Below are 15,565 nucleotides of genomic sequence, written 5' to 3' on the forward strand. Positions count from 1 at the left end.
CCAGCGTCGCCGCGCACGGCCGCCCGGCGGGGACGACGAAAGGGTCCGGAACCCTGACGGTTCCGGACCCTTTCGTCGTGTAGCTGCGGGAATCAGTGCGCGTGGTCCCCGCGGCTGTATTCGTAGACCCAGCCGATGATGGCCACCGTGGTCAGGCCAACGGCGATGTAGACGATCCACCAGCCGACCGCCAGGCCCATGAACCCAGTGGCGGCACCGAGACCGAGCACGATCGGCCACCAGCTCCACGGGCTGAACATGCCCTGCTCGCCGGCACCCTCATGGATTTCGGCGTCGACCCGGTCCTCCGGACGGGCACCGATGCGCCGCGCCGTAAACCAGAGGTAGCCGCCGATCATCAAGGACAATCCGGCCGTCAGGTACAGCGCCAGCCAGCCGACGGGCTCTTCCCAGTTCCCCATGTAGCCGTAGACGGTGGCAACGAGGGCGAAGAACGGCGCAAGCGCAATGAATAGCCAGGCTTCAATCTTCACAGTTATGCGTCCTTCTGGTCAGCGGGACCGGCCATCTGGGCCACCGGTGCCGGAGTCGTCGGGGTGTGCCGCGGTGCCAGCTCCGGGTGGTGCAGGTCCAGGGCGGGGCGCTCCGACCGGATGCGGGGCAGCGAGGTGAAGTTGTGCCGCGGCGGCGGGCAGGAGGTCGCCCACTCAAGCGAACCACCGAAGCCCCAGGGGTCGTCGACCTCGACCTTCTTGCCGTTGCGCCAGGTGATGTAGACGTTCCAGAAGAACGGGATCATCGAGGCGCCCAACACGAAGGATGCAACCGTGGAGAACTGGTTCATCGCTGTGAACCCGTCTTCCGGCATGTAGTCGGCGTAGCGACGGGGCATGCCCTCGACGCCGAGCCAGTGCTGGATGAGGAAGGTGCCGTGGAAGCCCAGGAACAGCATCCAGAAGTGGATCTTGCCGAGGCGCTCGTTGAGCATCTTGCCGGTCCACTTGGGCCACCAGAAGTAGAAGCCCGCGAACATTGCGAACACGACGGTGCCGAAGACCACGTAGTGGAAGTGCGCCACCACGAAGTAGGTGTCGGAGACGTGGAAGTCCAGCGGCGGGGAAGCCAGGATGATGCCGGTCAGGCCGCCGAACAGGAAGGTCGCCAGGAAGCCCAGGCTCCACAGCATGGGCGTCTCGAAGGTGATCGATCCGCGCCACATGGTGCCGATCCAGTTGAAGAACTTCACCCCGGTTGGCACCGCGATGAGCATCGTCATGAAGGCGAAGAACGGCAGCAGCACCGAGCCGGTGACGTACATGTGGTGGGCCCACACCGTCACGGACAGCGCGGCGATGGCGATCGTGGCGTAGACCAGGCCCTTGTATCCGAAGATCGGCTTGCGGCTGAACACCGGGAAGATCTCGGAAACGATGCCGAAGAACGGCAGGGCGATGATGTAAACCTCAGGGTGGCCGAAGAACCAGAACAGGTGCTGCCAGAGGATGGCACCGCCGTTCTCCGGGTTGAAGATGTGCGCACCCAAGCGCCGGTCGGCGCCGAGGGCGAACAGCGCCGAGGCCAGGGGCGGGAATGCCATCATGACGAGGATGGCGGTGACCAGCGTGTTCCAGGTGAAGATCGGCATCCGCCACATGGTCAGGCCCGGGGCGCGCATGGTGATGATCGTGGTGATGAAGTTGACCGAACCGAGGATGGTGCCGAAGCCGGACAGCGCCAGGCCAAAGACCCACAAGTCCCCGCCGACTCCCGGGGAGAAGGTGGTGTTGGACAACGGTGCATAGGCAAACCAGCCGAAGGAAGCGGCGCCCTGCGGGGTAATGAAACCGGCCACCGCAATGATGCTGCCGAACAGGAAGAACCAGAAAGCCAGCGCGTTCAGGCGCGGGAACGCTACGTCGGGGGCACCGATCTGCAGCGGCATGATGACGTTGGCGAAGCCGGCAAACAGCGGCGTGGCGAACATCAGCAGCATCACCGTGCCGTGCATGGTGAACAGCTGGTTGTACTGTTCCTTGGTCTGCAGGATCTGCATGCCGGGCTCGAACAGTTCGGCGCGGATGACCAGGGCCATCACGCCGCCGAGGCAGAAGAAGATGAACGACGCGATCAGGTACATGTACCCGATGGTCTTGTGGTCCGTGGAGGTGATCCAGTTGACGACGATGCGCCCCTTGGACACCGGCACGACGCGCGGAGCTACCGTGGTAGCCCGGTCGTCAGCTGTGTATTCGTACGTTGACACTTGTGGCCCTCGCTCCTTTACTCAGACGCTTCAGCGTAGGGGTTGCGGTCGTACTCTTCGCCGAGCTGGCCGTCCTTGAGCCGCGCCATCTGAGCGTCGAATTCAGCCTCGGAGACCACCGCGACACGGAAGAGCATTTCGGAGTGGTACTCGCCACAAAGCTCGGCGCACTTGCCGTCGTAGATGCCCTCACGGGTGGGGGTGAAGTTCAGGAAGTTGGTCTTGCCCGGGATCATGTCCACCTTCTGCAGGAAGGCGGGAACCCAGAACGAGTGGATGACGTCGCGGGAGTTGATCTGCAGCTCCACGCTCTGGTTGACCGGCAGGTACAGCGTGGGCAGGGTCTCCGGGACGCCGGTCTCGCCGGTCAGGTGGGCCTGCACGCCGGCAAAGTACTTGTCCTGCTTGACGTAGTTGAAGTCCCAGGCCCACTGCTTGCCGCGCACGTCGACGACGACGTCCGGGTTGTCCACCCGCTCGGTGATGTTGGACGTGGTCTTGTCCGTGAAGTAAAAGAAGACCATGACCATGACCACGGGAACCGCGGTGTAGAAGATCTCCAGCGGCAGGTTGTAGCTCAGCTGGCGCGGGTAACCCGTTTCGTCCTTGCGGCGGCGGTACGCGATGATGCACCAGAGGATCAGGCCCCAGGTCACGACACCGACGGCCAGCGCGGCGATCCATCCGTTGACCCACAAATCAATGATTTCGGGCGTGTGGTTGGTAACGTCCCGCTCGGTGGGCAACCAACCCAAACGGACTTCTTCTGAACATCCCGTCAACAACAACGCACCGAGTGCACCCAGACCTGTAGCCTTGGCGATTCTGGCGCGTCGACTGCCGGTTCGAACCTGCGAACTCACAGACGGCCCTTCCTCTTTGTTTCGTGCAAGTGATGCGGCCATGGCAGAGCTGAGCCTGGCCGCATATCCAGTTTTACTACTCACTGTAGAGCTTACCCGCCCACATGACTTCCATGTGACAGGCTCCCCCGTGCGTCGGCCGTCCCGGCGGCCGGAGAGCGCCCTGCAGGCCCTTAGTGGAAGGAGTCTCCACAGGCGCAGGAGCCACCGGCGTTCGGGTTGTCGATGGTGAAGCCCTGCTTGGAAATCGTGTCCTCGAAGTCGATCGAGGCGCCCGAGAGGTAAGGAACGCTCATCTTGTCGACGACGACCTCGACCCCGTCGAAATCACGGACAGCGTCTCCGTCGAGCATCCGCTCGTCGAAGTACAGCTGGTAGATCAGGCCGGAGCATCCGCCCGGCTGTACGGCAACGCGCAGGCGCAGATCCGTGCGGCCTTCCTGCTCCAGGAGGCTGCGGACCTTTCCGGCGGCGACGTCGGTCAAAGCAACTTCATGCGTGGGCAGTTCTGCCGCTTCGGGTGCCGTGGTGGGGGCGGACGAGTTGGTCGTTGCGCTCATTGCACTTCCTTATCTATTTCGGGCCGTCCGGTGACCTGCTGCTATTACTCAGTGGTGCGTCGGGCTTCCCATCCATCGTACGTCTGGTGGGCCGAAATGGGATAACTCTCCCCCGCCTCCAGCCTGGCGCGAACAGGCCTAGAGTCCCTCGCCGTTCAACCGTGCCAGGAGCAGGGCCTGGGCCAGGACCGCGTTGCGGAAGTCCCCGAGGTGCAGCGACTCGTTGGCCGAGTGCGCCCGCGAGTCGGGGTCCTCGACGCCGGTGATCAGGATCTGTGCCTCCGGATAGACTTCCGTGAGGTCGGCGATGAACGGGATGGACCCGCCCATGCCGGCCTCCACCGGCAGCGTGCCCCACGCCTGCTCCAGGGCCCACAGCGCCGCCCGGGCCGCGGGCGCGGAGGTGTCGGTGGCAAACGCGTGGCCGCGTTCCCCCGGCACGAACGTGGCGGCGGCGCCGAAGGGCGCGTGGGCGGCAACGTGCGCGGCCACCGCTTCCATGGCCAGGTCCGGATCCTGTCCGGGTGCCAGCCGCAGGCTGATCTTGGCGCGGGCGGCGGGGATCAAGGTGTTGGACGCGAGCTCGACGCTGGGGGCGTCAAAGCCGATCACCGACAGGGCCGGCTTGTTCCAGAGCCTGTCGGCAATGCTTCCGGTGCCCGCAAGCCGCACGGACTCGAGCACCGACGAATCGCGGCGGAAGTCTTCTTCCGGATAGTCCACCGAGGCGGCGGGAGCGGACACGAGGCCCTCGATGGCGACCGACCCGTCGTCGTCGTGGAAGGTGGCTATCAGCCGGGCCAGCAGCGTGGGCGCGTCCAGCAGCGGCCCGCCGAACATGCCCGAATGGACGGCGTGTTCCAACACCCGCAGCTCCACGGTGCCGTCCACCAGGCCACGCAGGCTCGTGGTCAGTGCCGGGACGCCGACCTTCCAGTTGCTGGAGTCGGCGACGATGATGGCGTCTGCCCGCAGCAGTTCGCGGTGAGCTTCGAGGAACGGGCGGAAGCTTGGCGAGCCGGCCTCCTCCTCCCCCTCGATAAACAACGTGATGCCGAGCCCGAAATCGTCTCCGAGGACCTCCAGCAGCGTGCGCAGCGAGGACAGGTGGACCATGATCCCGGCCTTGTCGTCGGCCGTTCCGCGCCCATAGAGGCGGCCGTCGATCTCCGTGGCCTTGAACGGTTCCGTCCGCCAGAGCGCCGGGTCCCCCGGCGGCTGCACGTCGTGGTGGGCATACAGCAGGACGGTCGGCTTGCCGGCCGCGGCCGGGCGGCGGGCCACGACGGCGGGGCCGCCGGCGGCCTCGCCGTTCGCGACGCTGAGGATCTGCACGTCCTCCAGGCCCAGCTCCCGGACCATGCCGGCTACGGCATCCGCGCTGCGCGCCAAGTCCTCCGGGTCGAAGGCCGGCCAGGCGATCCCCGGGATCGAAACCAGCTGTTCCAACGAGGAGATGGTGAGCCCCATGCCGGCGTCGACTGCGGCCGCAAGTTCGTCTACGTTCACATTGGTCATAGTCGACACCCTATCGCCCGGGCTCCGTCGCGACGATGCCCCCGTGACTCCCCCGGCGGCGCGGGCCCCAAGCGGGACAACGGCCGTACGCGGTCCGGTATTCTTGACTGGTGTTCGGACGTAAAAAAGAGGCTCCCACGCCCCAGGAAACCATCGATCAGGCCAACGACGCCCAGCAGCCTCGATACGGCAAGGGCGCGCCCACGCCCCGGCGCAAGGACCAGGAAGCTGCGCGCAAGCGCCCCCTGGTCCCGAACGACCGCAAGGCCGCCAAGGAGGCCAACCGGGCCGCCATGGCGGATCAGCGGCTGAAGATGCGCGAGGCCATGAACACCGGCGACGAGCGCTTTCTGCCGTTGCGCGACAAGGGGCCGCAGAAGCGCTTCGTCCGCGACTTCGTGGACGCCCGCTGGGTGCTGGGCGAATTCCTGATCGTCTTCGCCCTCATCTTCGTGGTCCTCAGCTTTATCCGCGACCTCAACGTCCAAGCGTTCATCCTGTTCGGCTTCTGGGTGCTGCTGGCGCTGGTCGCCATCGATGCCTTCATCCTCGGCCGCCAGCTCAAGAAGCGCCTGGCCGCCAAGTTTGGCGACGTGGAGCGCGGGGCGGTCTGGTACGGCGTGATGCGCGGGCTGCAGCTGCGCCGGATGCGCCTGCCGAAGCCGCAGGTCAAGCGCGGCGAATACCCCGCCTGATCCAGCGGGGAGGGGCCGGTCGAAGGGTCGGGAGCATCGCGGCTCCCGGCCCTTTCGCATCCATGGGGCCTGGAGCATCGCGGCGCCCGGCCCTTTCGCATGCCATCGGCCGGGAGCATCGCGGCTCCCGGCCCTTTGGCATCCCGCCCGAGGCCCGGTCGCCCTTCGGAGGGCATGCCGGGGCGCCGGATGGCGCGGGTCGGTTCAGCGCCGGCGCTTGGCCAGGCCGCGGTTGATGCGGCCGGCCCAGAAGGGTCCCTCGTACAGGAACGCCGTATAGCCCTGCACCAGGGTCGCACCGGCGTCCAGCCGCTGCTGCACGTCGCCGGCCGTCTCGACACCGCCCACGGAGATTAGCGCCAGGTCGTCCCCGACGGCGGTGCGCAGCCGGCGCAGCACGTCGAGGGAGCGCTGCTTCAACGGTGCCCCGGAGAGGCCGCCTTCCCCGCAGGCCGCGATCTTGGTGTCGTCCGAGACAAGGCCCTCGCGGGAAACCGTCGTGTTGGTCGCGATGATGCCGTCCAGGTTCAGTTCCAGCGCCAGCCGGGCGACGTCGTCGATATCCTCGTCGCTGAGGTCCGGGGCGATCTTCACCAGCAACGGGACATGGCGGCCGGCCGCGGAATCGGCGGTCTCCCCCACTGCCCGCAGCAGCGGCCGCAGCGTCTCCACGTCCTGCAGCAGCCGCAGTCCGGGCGTGTTCGGCGACGAAACGTTGACCACCAGGTAGTCGGCGGACCGGGCCAACAGCCGGGTGCTCTTCAGATAGTCCTCGGTGGCGTCGGCCAGTTCCACCACCTTCGTCTTGCCGATGTTCACGCCGATGACCGGCCGGAGCGTGCCGTATCGGGAAGCCAGGCCGCGCCGGGCGGCGGCGATCCGCGGCGCGACGGCCGCCGCGCCGTCGTTATTGAAGCCCATCCGGTTGATCACGGCGCGGTCCTCGACCAGCCGGAACAGCCGGGGCTGCGCGTTGCCCGGCTGCGCGCTCCCGGTGATGGTGCCGACCTCCACCGCGCCGAAACCCAGGTCGGCCAGCGCCTCGATGCCGAAACCTTCCTTGTCGAAGCCCGCGGCCAGGCCGAACGGCGAGGGGAAGGTCAGGCCCAGCGCCTCGGTGGCCAGCGACGGATCCGGGCGCGTGACGCGGCGCAGCACTGCCCCGGCCCCGCACCGGTGCGCGGCACGGATGAGCTGGAAACCGATACGGTGGGCACGCTCGGCGTCCATCCAGGAGAACGCGGCGCGGAAGAAGGCGGGGTAGAGGCGCATGGTCCTAGTTTTCCGTGCGGAGGCCGCCGCACCAAACCGTGTCCACTGCGGCGATAACATGGGGGCAGCAACCGGACAGAGAGGAAGGACCACGTGGCGACGGCAGCCGACTGGCAGGAAGACATCCTCGGGCCGGAGTTCGAGTCCACGGTCCTGCAAGTGCCGGCCCCCGGCGGGCGGGAGCAGCGGGCGACGCTGATCCGCTACCTGCCGCACTCCCCGCAGCGCTCCCCCGGCGGGCACGCCGTCCTGTATGTGCACGGTTGGAGCGACTATTTCTTCAACACGGAACTGGCGGAGTTCTGGCACCGCCAAGGCGTGGCGTTCTTTGCGCTGGACCTGCACCATCACGGACGCAGCCTGCGGGAGGGGGATCCGGCGGGCTTCGTGACGGACCTGCGCCAGTACGAGGACGAGATTTCGCTGGCGCTCGATCTGATCCGTGAGGAACGCGGCCAGTCGGAGACGAAGATCACGCTGATGGGACACTCCACCGGAGGGCTGGTGGCGGCCCTGTGGGCGGCGGAACACCCGGGCGAGCTGCGCGCCCTGGTCCTGAACAGTCCCTGGCTGGAAATGCACGGCAGCTCCCTGGTCCGGCGAGCCGCCGGCGCGGTGCTGGAACCCTTGTCCCGGCTCAAGCCGGAAACCGAGATCAAACTGCCGGTCCGGGGCTTCTACTACCGCAGCATCAGCCGCACCGCCGAGGGCGAATGGGATCTGGACCCCAGGCTGCGGCCGCCGGAGTCCTTCCCCGTGCGCGCCGGTTGGCTCAGCGCCATCTGGGAGGGACAGTCGAAGGTCGCGAAGGGGCTCAAGCTCGAGATCCCGGTGCTGGTGATGTCTTCGACGCGCAGCATGAACGGCTCGGTCTGGCACGAGGACATGAGGAGCACCGACGTGGTGCTGGACATCCGCACCATGACCGAGCGGGCGGTCCGGCTGGGATACAGCGTCTCCATCGAGCAGGTGCATGACGCCCTGCACGACGTGTTCCTCTCCCGCACCGACGTGCGGCGGGACGCCTATGCCCGGCTGCAGCGCTGGGCGCAGGCCTACGTGTTGCAGGACGACCGGACCGAGGACCTTACGGACACCCGGCAGCGGTAGTACGGCCGCCGCGGTTGCAACCGGCTAGGCCCCGCCGGCCGCGGCGGCGTCCACCGCTCCCCCGTACCGCCGGTCGCGGCGGGCGTAAATGTCGATGGCTTCCCAAAGGGTGCGGCGGTCCACATCGGGCCAGAGGGTATCCATGAACACCATCTCCGCATACGCGGACTGCCACAGCATGAAGTTGGAGAAACGCTGCTCCCCCGACGTGCGCAGGAACAGGTCGACGTCCGGCAGGTCCGGCTCGTCGAGGTAGCGCTGCACGGTCTTTTCCGAGACCGACGACGCCCGCAGCCGTCCGGCCGCGACGTCGGCGGCGATGGCGGCGGCGGCATCGGCAATTTCCGCCCTCCCGCCGTAGTTCACGCACATGGTCAGGATGCAGGTGGAGTTGCCGGCCGTCTGTCGCTCGGCGACCTCCAGTTCGTTGACCACCGACTTCCACAACCGGGGCCGGCGGCCGGACCAGCGGATCCGCACCCCCCAATCGTCGAGCTGGTCGCGCTGGCGGCGCAGCACATCCCGGCTAAAGCCCATCAGGAAGCGAACCTCTTCCGGGGACCGCTTCCAGTTCTCGGTGGAAAAGGCATACACGCTGACGTGTTTGACCCCGATTTCGATCGCGCCGGCCATCACGTCCAGCAGGGCCGCTTCCCCGGCGCGGTGCCCCTCGGTCCGCGGCAGCCCGCGCTGGTTCGCCCAGCGGCCGTTGCCGTCCATCACGATGGCCACGTGTTCCGGGACCAGCGCCGGAGGCAGGGCGGGCGGTTTGGCGCCGGAGGGATGCGGCCATGGCTGCTGCGGTTGCCGGGAAATCGGGGTCACACTCGCTCCACATGCTTGAGGGATTTCAGGGTTCGTTCAAGGTGCCACTGCAGGTAACTGGCCACCAGGCCGGCGGCCTCACGGCGCGGGCCCGCGGCGGAGGCGTCCGCTGCCGGCCAGTCTCCGGAGAGCAGGGCGGCGAGCAGCTGCATCGTTTCCGGTGCGGGCGAGGCCGACCCGGGCGGACGGCAGTCGTGGCATACCGCGCCGCCCAGCGGAGCGGCAAAGGCGGTATGCGGTCCCTGGGCGCCGCACCGGGCACACTGGTCGAAGCTGGGGGCCCAGCCCGCCGTCGCAAGCGCCCGCAGCAGGTAGGAATCCAGGATCAGCTCGGGTGCGTGCACGCTGCGGCTGAGCGCCGAGAGCGCGCCGATGACCAGCCCGTAGTGCGCTCCTGCCGATTCGCCGTCGACGTCGGTGAGTTTTTCCGCCGTCTCGCAGATGGCGGCGGCGGAGGTGTACTTGGTGTAGTCGGCGGCGATGTCCCGGCCGTACGGCCCGACCATCTGGGCCTGCGTGACGATGTCCAGGCTCCGGCCGGAGACCAACTGCAGGTCCGCGACCATGAAGGGTTCCAGCACCGCGCCGAACTTGCTGCTGGTGCGGCGCACGCCTTTGGCAACCGCCCGGATCTGGCCGTGCTGCCTGGTGAGAAGCGTGATGATCCGGTCGGCCTCGCCGAGTTTGTGGGTCCGCAGGATGACGCCCTGGTCCCGGTACGTGCGGGAGGCGAAGGATCTGTTGGACACTGTCCCATTCTCCCACTAAAGCGGGCTCCCCCGCCGCGGCACGGCAGGGAAGCCCGCTGGAGGGTTCCCTAGAGCGAGCCGGCGGCCTTGGCGCCTTCGTCGCGGATGGCGCGGTTCACCGCGGACACGACGGCTTTCAGGGAGGCCATGGTGGTGTTCGTGTCAATGCCGATGCCCCACAGCACCCGGTCGCCCACGGCACACTCCACGTAGGCGGCGGCCCGGGCGTTGCCGCCCTCGGAGAGCGCGTGCTCGGTGTAGTCCAGTACCCGCACATCCACGCCGTCCTGCCGGAAAATTTCCAGCAGCGCGGCGATGGGGCCGTTGCCTTCGGCCGTGCGGCGGCTCTGGACGCCGTCCACGCCCATGGTGGCGGTCAGCTGGAAGGAACCGTCATCGGCGCTGTCGGTCTTGACGGAGCCCAGGGTGTAGTGGCCCCACCGGTTGTCCGGGGTCGGCAGGTACTCGTCGGTGAAGGTCTCCCACAGCTGCGCGGGGCTGACCTCGCCGCCCACGGTGTCCGTGCGCCGCTGGATGACGCCCGAGAACTCGATCTGGGCGCGGCGCGGCAGGTCCAGGTTGTGCTCGTGCTTGAGCAGATAGGCCACGCCGCCCTTGCCGGACTGCGAGTTCACCCGGATCACTGCTTCATAGCTGCGGCCCAGGTCCTTCGGATCGACCGGCAGGTAGGGCACCGCCCAGACGAGTTCGTCCACCGTCTTGCCCTGGGCGGCCGCGTCGGCCTCCATGGCCTCGAAGCCCTTCTTGATGGCGTCCTGGTGGGAGCCGGAGAATGCGGTGAACACCAGGTCGCCGCCGTACGGGGAGCGTTCGGGCACCGGCAGCTGGTTGCAGTATTCGACGGTACGGCGCACTTCGTCGATGTTGGAGAAATCGATCATCGGGTCGATGCCCTGGCTGAACAGGTTCAGCCCCAGCGTCACCAGGTCCACGTTGCCGGTCCGCTCGCCGTTGCCGAACAGGCAGCCCTCGATCCGGTCGGCGCCGGCCAGGTAGCCCAGTTCCGCCGCCGCCACCCCGGTGCCGCGGTCGTTGTGCGGGTGCAGGGAGAGGATCACGTTCTCGCGGTTGTTCAGGTTCCGCGACATCCACTCGATGGAATCGGCGTAGACATTCGGGGTGGCCATCTCCACCGTGGCCGGCAGGTTCAGGATGACGTTCCGGTCGGCGGAGATCTCAAAGACGTCGGTGACGGCGTTGCAAATGCGGGCCGCGAATTCCAGTTCCGTGCCGGTGTAGGACTCGGGCGAGTATTCGTAGGTGATCTCGGTGCCCTTCAGGCCCTCTTCGTACTTCCGGCACAGCCGGGCGCCCTGCAAGGCGATGTCCACGATGCCGTCCTGGTCTTCTCGGAACACCACCCGCCGCTGCAGCACTGAGGTGGAGTTGTACAGGTGCACGATGGCGCGGCCGGCGCCGGCGATGGACTCGTAGGTGCGCTCGATCAGGTGCTCGCGGGACTGTGTGAGGACCTGGATGGTCACATCATCGGGGATCCGGTCGCCTTCGATCAGCTGGCGGACAAAGTCGAAGTCGGTCTGCGATGCGGACGGGAAACCGACTTCGATCTCCTTGTAGCCCATTTTCACCAGCAGGTCGAACATCTTGTGCTTGCGTTCGGGGCTCATCGGATCGATCAGCGCCTGGTTCCCGTCGCGCAGGTCCACGGCGCACCAGCGCGGGGCCTTCGTCATCACTTTGTCCGGCCAGGTGCGGTCGGGCAGTTCTACGGCGATCTGGTCCTGGAAGGGAATGTACTTATGGATGGGCATTCCGGAGGACTTTTGTGCGTTTCGCATTTTGGTGTGTGGCCTTTTCTCATGTGAGCTAATCGAAAAATTTTGGCCGGGCAACACAAACTCCGCAGCGAGGGTTCGGCCTGTCAAACAGTAGTTCGCGTGGCCTCGCCGCGGCAGCTAAGAAGGAGCATTCCTGCGCGCACAATTTCACACTAGCACGGTGCGTAGGATGTGAGGGAATAGATGAAAGCAACGAAGAAATGAGGCGCACATGAGCCGCTCCGGCATCGTGTTGTCCAACGTCGACCCGGCCGTCCGCCCGCAGGACGACCTCTTCCGGCACGTGAACGGGAAGTGGCTTGCCGAGACCGCCATCCCCGGCGACCGGGCGCTGGAAGGCTCCTTCACGGCCCTGCGCGACGCATCCGAAGAATCCGTGCGGGCCATCATCGAAGACGCCGCCGCGCACCCGGATCCCACCAGCCCGGCGGGTAAGATCGGCGTCCTCTACGCCGGTTTCATGGACACCGACACGGCCGAGGCCAAGGGTTTCTCGCCGCTGGCGGAGCAGTTCGCCGCGATCGCGAAGATTTCCGACCGGGACGGGCTGCGCGAGGTGATCGGGGCCTTCAGCCGCAGCGGCGCCGCGTATCCGCTCGCGTTCTTCGTCAACAACGACGCCGGCGACCCCACCCGCTACCTGATCTACCTGTACCAGGCGGGACTGGGTCTGCCGGACGAGGCGTACTACCACGAGGAGGACTTCGGTCCCATCCGCGAGGCCTACCGGGACTACGCCAGGAAGATGCTGCAGCTGGCCGGCTTCGACCCGGTGCAGGCTGACGCGGCGCTGGATCTGGAGCACAAGCTGGCGGCCGGCCACCTGGACAAGGTCTCCTGCCGCGATCCGCAGCAGACCTACAACCTCCGCACCGCCGGGCAGGTGGCCGCCATGGCGGACTGGATGCCGGAATGGCTGGCGGCGCTGGGCCCGGAAGCGGGCGCGGCGGCCGAGATGGTGGTCTGCCAGCCCGGGTTCCTCGGCACGCTCGACGCCCTGCTGGACAGCGAGCCGCTGGAGGCCTGGCAGGCCTGGCTGCGGCTCCACGTGCTGACGACGGCGGCGCCTTATCTTCACGACGAAGCGGTCCAGACGCACTTCGGCTTCTACGGCCGCACCCTCAGCGGCACCCCGGAACTCAAGGAGCGGTGGAAGCGCGGCGTGTCCCTGGTGGAAGGCGCCCTCGGGGAGGCCATCGGGCAGGAATACGTGGCGCGGCATTTCCCGCCGGCGCATAAGGAACGGATGGAAGAACTGGTCGCCAACCTGCTGGCCGCCTACCGGGAGAGCATCTCCGCCCTGCCGTGGCTCAGCAGGGCAACGATCGGGAAAGCGCTGGAGAAGCTGGCGGCCTTCCGCACCAAGATCGGCTACCCGGAGAAGTGGATCGACTACTCCGCCTTCGTGCCCGGGAACGATGTCTGGTCCAACGTCCTCGCCTCCAACGAGTTCGAGGTCCGGCGCAACCTGGCGAAGCTGGGTAAGCCCATCGACGAGGCCGAGTGGCACATGACGCCGCAGACCGTCAACGCCTACTACATGCCGACGATGAACGAGATCGTCTTCCCCGCGGCGATCCTGCAGCCGCCCTTCTTCGACGCCGACGCCGACGCCGCGGCCAACTACGGCGCCATCGGTGCGGTCATCGGCCACGAGATCGGCCACGGCTTCGACGACAAGGGATCGCAGTACGACGGCACCGGCGCGCTGCGGAACTGGTGGTCCGACGAAGACCGGGCCGCCTTCGAGCGGCTCACCGGCCAGCTGGTGGCCCAATACTCGGCGCTCAGTCCGGCGGAGGCTCCCGGCAACACGGTCAATGGCGAACTCACCCTGGGCGAGAACATCGGCGACCTCGGCGGGCTGGCCATCGCGTACCGCGCGTACCGGCTGAGCCTGGCGGGCCGGGAAGCCCCGGTGATTGACGGGCTGAGCGGCAGCCAGCGGTTCTTCTACTCCTGGGCCGAGTGCTGGCGGCAGAAGATCCGTTCGGAGGAGGCGGCGCGCCGGCTGGCGATCGACCCGCATGCCCCGAACGAGTTCCGCTGCAACCAGGTGGTGCGCAACCTGGACGCGTTCCACGAAGCGTTCGGCACCGCTCCGGGCGACGGGCTGTGGCTCGACCCGGCCGAGCGGGTCAGGATCTGGTAGCGGCTGCTAGAAGGCGCCGGGCTGCTGGCAGGTGACCTGGTCGGCGGTCTGGCCCTTGAAGCCGCCGGCCACGCCGCCGGTCTCGGCCAGTTGGGTACCGCTGGCGAAGTCCCGACCGACCGAAAGCGCGACGCCGTAGTGGTCGCCGGAGGCGAGGACGTTGGCCCGGGGGACGTTCAGTTCTTCCGCGAGGGAGAGGGCCACGTGTTCGAATCCGGCCGAGTAGAACAGCTGCGTGGTGGTGCGTTCGGATCCGCCGTCGCCCGGGGCCGCCAGCAGGTACCCCAGCGCCTGCAGCTGTTCGGCCAGTTCCTCGTCGCGGCCGGCCGCGCCGGAGGCGTTGATTACCTCGACGGGCTGCACGGCCGGGTCGAAGGACGGCACGCCGGCCGTCGGGTCCCCGCCCGGCGCGGTCGTCGCCCCGGCCGTCGGCCCGCCGTCGTCGGTTGCCGTCGGGGACGGGGTGCCGCCGCCCGAGGCGCCGGCCGCGGGTTCTCCGCCGGCCTCCCCCGTCGTCGTCGGGTCGGGCGACCCGGCGGTGTTGACCTCCGGTGCGGTGACGTCGCCGTCCTGGCGCAGGATCCGGAACAGGGCCTGTCCCGGTTCCTCGTCCAAGACCAGGCGGTTCTCGTCCATGGGGGCGCTCTTAGTGGGCAGCGCGACGAACGCGACCTTCCCCAGGTCAACGCTCTTGACCCGGTCGGCCAGGGCCAGCAGCCGGGAAACCTCGGCCAGGCCTTCGTCCACCGTGAGGTTGTTGACCACGGCCTCGGCGATGGAGTAGAGGCGGGGCACGTTGGTCAGCGTGCCTTCGGACTGGATCTTGCGGGCCATGGACGCCAGGAAGCTCTGCTGCGCACGGATCCGGCCGCGGTCTCCGCCGTCGCCGAAGGAGTGCCGGGTGCGCAGGAACGCCAGCGCCTGCTCGCCCTGCACGGTGCTCACGCCGGCCGGGAGCCGCAGCTTGGAGTAGGTGTCATTAATGGGCTCGTTGACGCAGACTTCCACGCCGCCGATCACCGTGGAGAGCTCCTTGACGGCGTTGAAGTCGGCCATCATGAAGTGGTCGATCTCCAGGCCTGTCATTTCGTTGACGGCCGCCACGGTGCAGCCGGGGCCGCCATAGGTCAGGGCGGCATTGAGCTGGGCATCCTGCTGCTCCGGGTACACCTCGCCGGTCTCCGGATCGGTGCAGGTGGGGATGGTGGTGAGCAGGTCGCGCGGCAGGCTGACCACGGTGACCCGCTCCCGGTCCGCGGACAGGTTCATCAGCATCATCACGTCCGATTTGCCGAAGCCGGCCGACGAGCCGTCCGAGCCGTACCGGCCGTCGCTGCCGGCGCGTGTGTCGGTACCCAGGATGAGGATCTGCACGGGATCACGGCTCAGGTCCACCGGCAGCCCTTGGGCGCCGGTGCCCAGGTTCAGCGGCGAGGTGCTGATGCTGTCGCGCAGGCCCACGATTTTGAACACCACGACGCCCACACCGGCCGCCAGGGCCAGCGCCAGCGCGCCCGCCACGACCTTCAGCCACAGCAGTTTGGGCCCGCGGCCCATGTGCCTCGGATTGGCGGCCCGCGCCTGCGCGCGCCGCGGCGCGCCGTCGGCCGGTGACCGCGGGGCGGGATCCTGCCCCGCGGGCGGCTGTCCCGTCGGGGTCTGCGGGTCATCACCGGAACTGCCGCGATGATCCACGGGATACCCCTCTGCACGGTTGTAAGCCAGATAAAAAAAGACGCGGCCAGCCCATCACTGGCCGCTAAGTATTCTACGGGTT

At 67.6% G+C, this 15,565-nt stretch carries 13 protein-coding genes; 3 read left to right on the forward strand and 10 right to left on the reverse strand.

Features of this window, described 5'->3' with window-relative positions; genetic code table 11:
• Positions 1–92 precede the first annotated feature (92 nt).
• From AC5RVV_RS01925 to AC5RVV_RS01945, 5 genes are all read right to left on the reverse strand, one after another.
• Complete coding sequence (locus tag AC5RVV_RS01925; RefSeq protein ID WP_493999753.1) at positions 93–494, reverse strand: cytochrome c oxidase subunit 4; 402 nt, start codon at positions 492–494, stop codon at positions 93–95.
• A gap of 2 nt (positions 495–496) precedes the next feature.
• Positions 497–2,224, reverse strand: a complete 1,728-nt coding sequence (gene ctaD / locus AC5RVV_RS01930; protein WP_493999754.1) for an aa3-type cytochrome oxidase subunit I — start codon at positions 2,222–2,224, stop codon at positions 497–499.
• Positions 2,225–2,241: 17 nt separating this feature from the next.
• Positions 2,242–3,087, reverse strand: coding sequence for an aa3-type cytochrome oxidase subunit II (gene ctaC / locus AC5RVV_RS01935; protein ID WP_493999755.1), 846 nt, complete (start codon positions 3,085–3,087; stop codon positions 2,242–2,244).
• Between the two features lie 173 nt (positions 3,088–3,260).
• Positions 3,261–3,647: a HesB/IscA family protein gene (locus AC5RVV_RS01940; RefSeq protein ID WP_493978415.1), complete on the reverse strand. Its 387-nt coding sequence runs from the start codon at positions 3,645–3,647 to the stop codon at positions 3,261–3,263.
• Between the two features lie 138 nt (positions 3,648–3,785).
• Positions 3,786–5,165 (reverse strand): M20/M25/M40 family metallo-hydrolase, encoded by a 1,380-nt coding sequence (locus tag AC5RVV_RS01945; protein WP_493999756.1) that lies wholly within the window; start codon positions 5,163–5,165, stop codon positions 3,786–3,788.
• Positions 5,166–5,275: 110 nt separating this feature from the next.
• Between AC5RVV_RS01945 and AC5RVV_RS01950 the strand changes: the two genes are divergently transcribed.
• On the forward strand, positions 5,276–5,860 hold the full coding sequence (locus tag AC5RVV_RS01950) for a DUF3043 domain-containing protein (protein ID WP_493999757.1): 585 nt from the start codon (positions 5,276–5,278) through the stop codon (positions 5,858–5,860).
• A 204-nt stretch (positions 5,861–6,064) separates the two neighbouring features.
• Here the strand turns inward: AC5RVV_RS01950 and AC5RVV_RS01955 are convergent, their stop codons facing one another.
• Positions 6,065–7,132 carry a quinone-dependent dihydroorotate dehydrogenase gene (locus AC5RVV_RS01955; RefSeq protein WP_493999758.1) on the reverse strand — a complete coding sequence of 356 codons (1,068 nt, stop codon included), beginning with the start codon at positions 7,130–7,132 and terminating at the stop codon, positions 6,065–6,067.
• A gap of 93 nt (positions 7,133–7,225) precedes the next feature.
• On the opposite strand from AC5RVV_RS01955, the gene AC5RVV_RS01960 reads away from it, so the two are divergent.
• Positions 7,226–8,242: an alpha/beta hydrolase gene (locus AC5RVV_RS01960; protein WP_493999759.1), complete on the forward strand. Its 1,017-nt coding sequence runs from the start codon at positions 7,226–7,228 to the stop codon at positions 8,240–8,242.
• Between the two features lie 24 nt (positions 8,243–8,266).
• Here AC5RVV_RS01960 and AC5RVV_RS01965 read toward each other — a convergent pair whose 3' ends face one another.
• The 3 genes from AC5RVV_RS01965 to leuA all read right to left on the reverse strand — a co-directional run bounded on the left by AC5RVV_RS01965 (position 8,267) and on the right by leuA (position 11,636).
• Positions 8,267–9,067 (reverse strand): isoprenyl transferase, encoded by an 801-nt coding sequence (locus tag AC5RVV_RS01965; protein ID WP_493999760.1) that lies wholly within the window; start codon positions 9,065–9,067, stop codon positions 8,267–8,269.
• Positions 9,064–9,816, reverse strand: a complete 753-nt coding sequence (recO, locus tag AC5RVV_RS01970) for a DNA repair protein RecO (RefSeq protein ID WP_493999761.1) — start codon at positions 9,814–9,816, stop codon at positions 9,064–9,066. The genes AC5RVV_RS01965 and recO overlap by 4 nt, the downstream gene beginning before the upstream one ends.
• A gap of 68 nt (positions 9,817–9,884) precedes the next feature.
• Complete coding sequence (leuA, locus tag AC5RVV_RS01975) at positions 9,885–11,636, reverse strand: 2-isopropylmalate synthase (protein ID WP_493999762.1); 1,752 nt, start codon at positions 11,634–11,636, stop codon at positions 9,885–9,887.
• Between the two features lie 211 nt (positions 11,637–11,847).
• Here leuA and AC5RVV_RS01980 point away from each other — a divergent pair, with 211 nt between their 5' ends.
• Entirely contained in the window at positions 11,848–13,788 is a 1,941-nt protein-coding gene (locus tag AC5RVV_RS01980) for a M13 family metallopeptidase (RefSeq protein ID WP_493999763.1), read from the forward strand.
• A gap of 6 nt (positions 13,789–13,794) precedes the next feature.
• Here the strand turns inward: AC5RVV_RS01980 and AC5RVV_RS01985 are convergent, their stop codons facing one another.
• A complete protein-coding gene (locus tag AC5RVV_RS01985; protein WP_493999764.1) occupies positions 13,795–15,483 on the reverse strand; it encodes an LCP family protein in 1,689 nt (562 codons plus the stop codon).
• Positions 15,484–15,565 lie beyond the last annotated feature (82 nt).

Source organism: Arthrobacter sp. MDT2-34-1 (assembly GCF_059091365.1).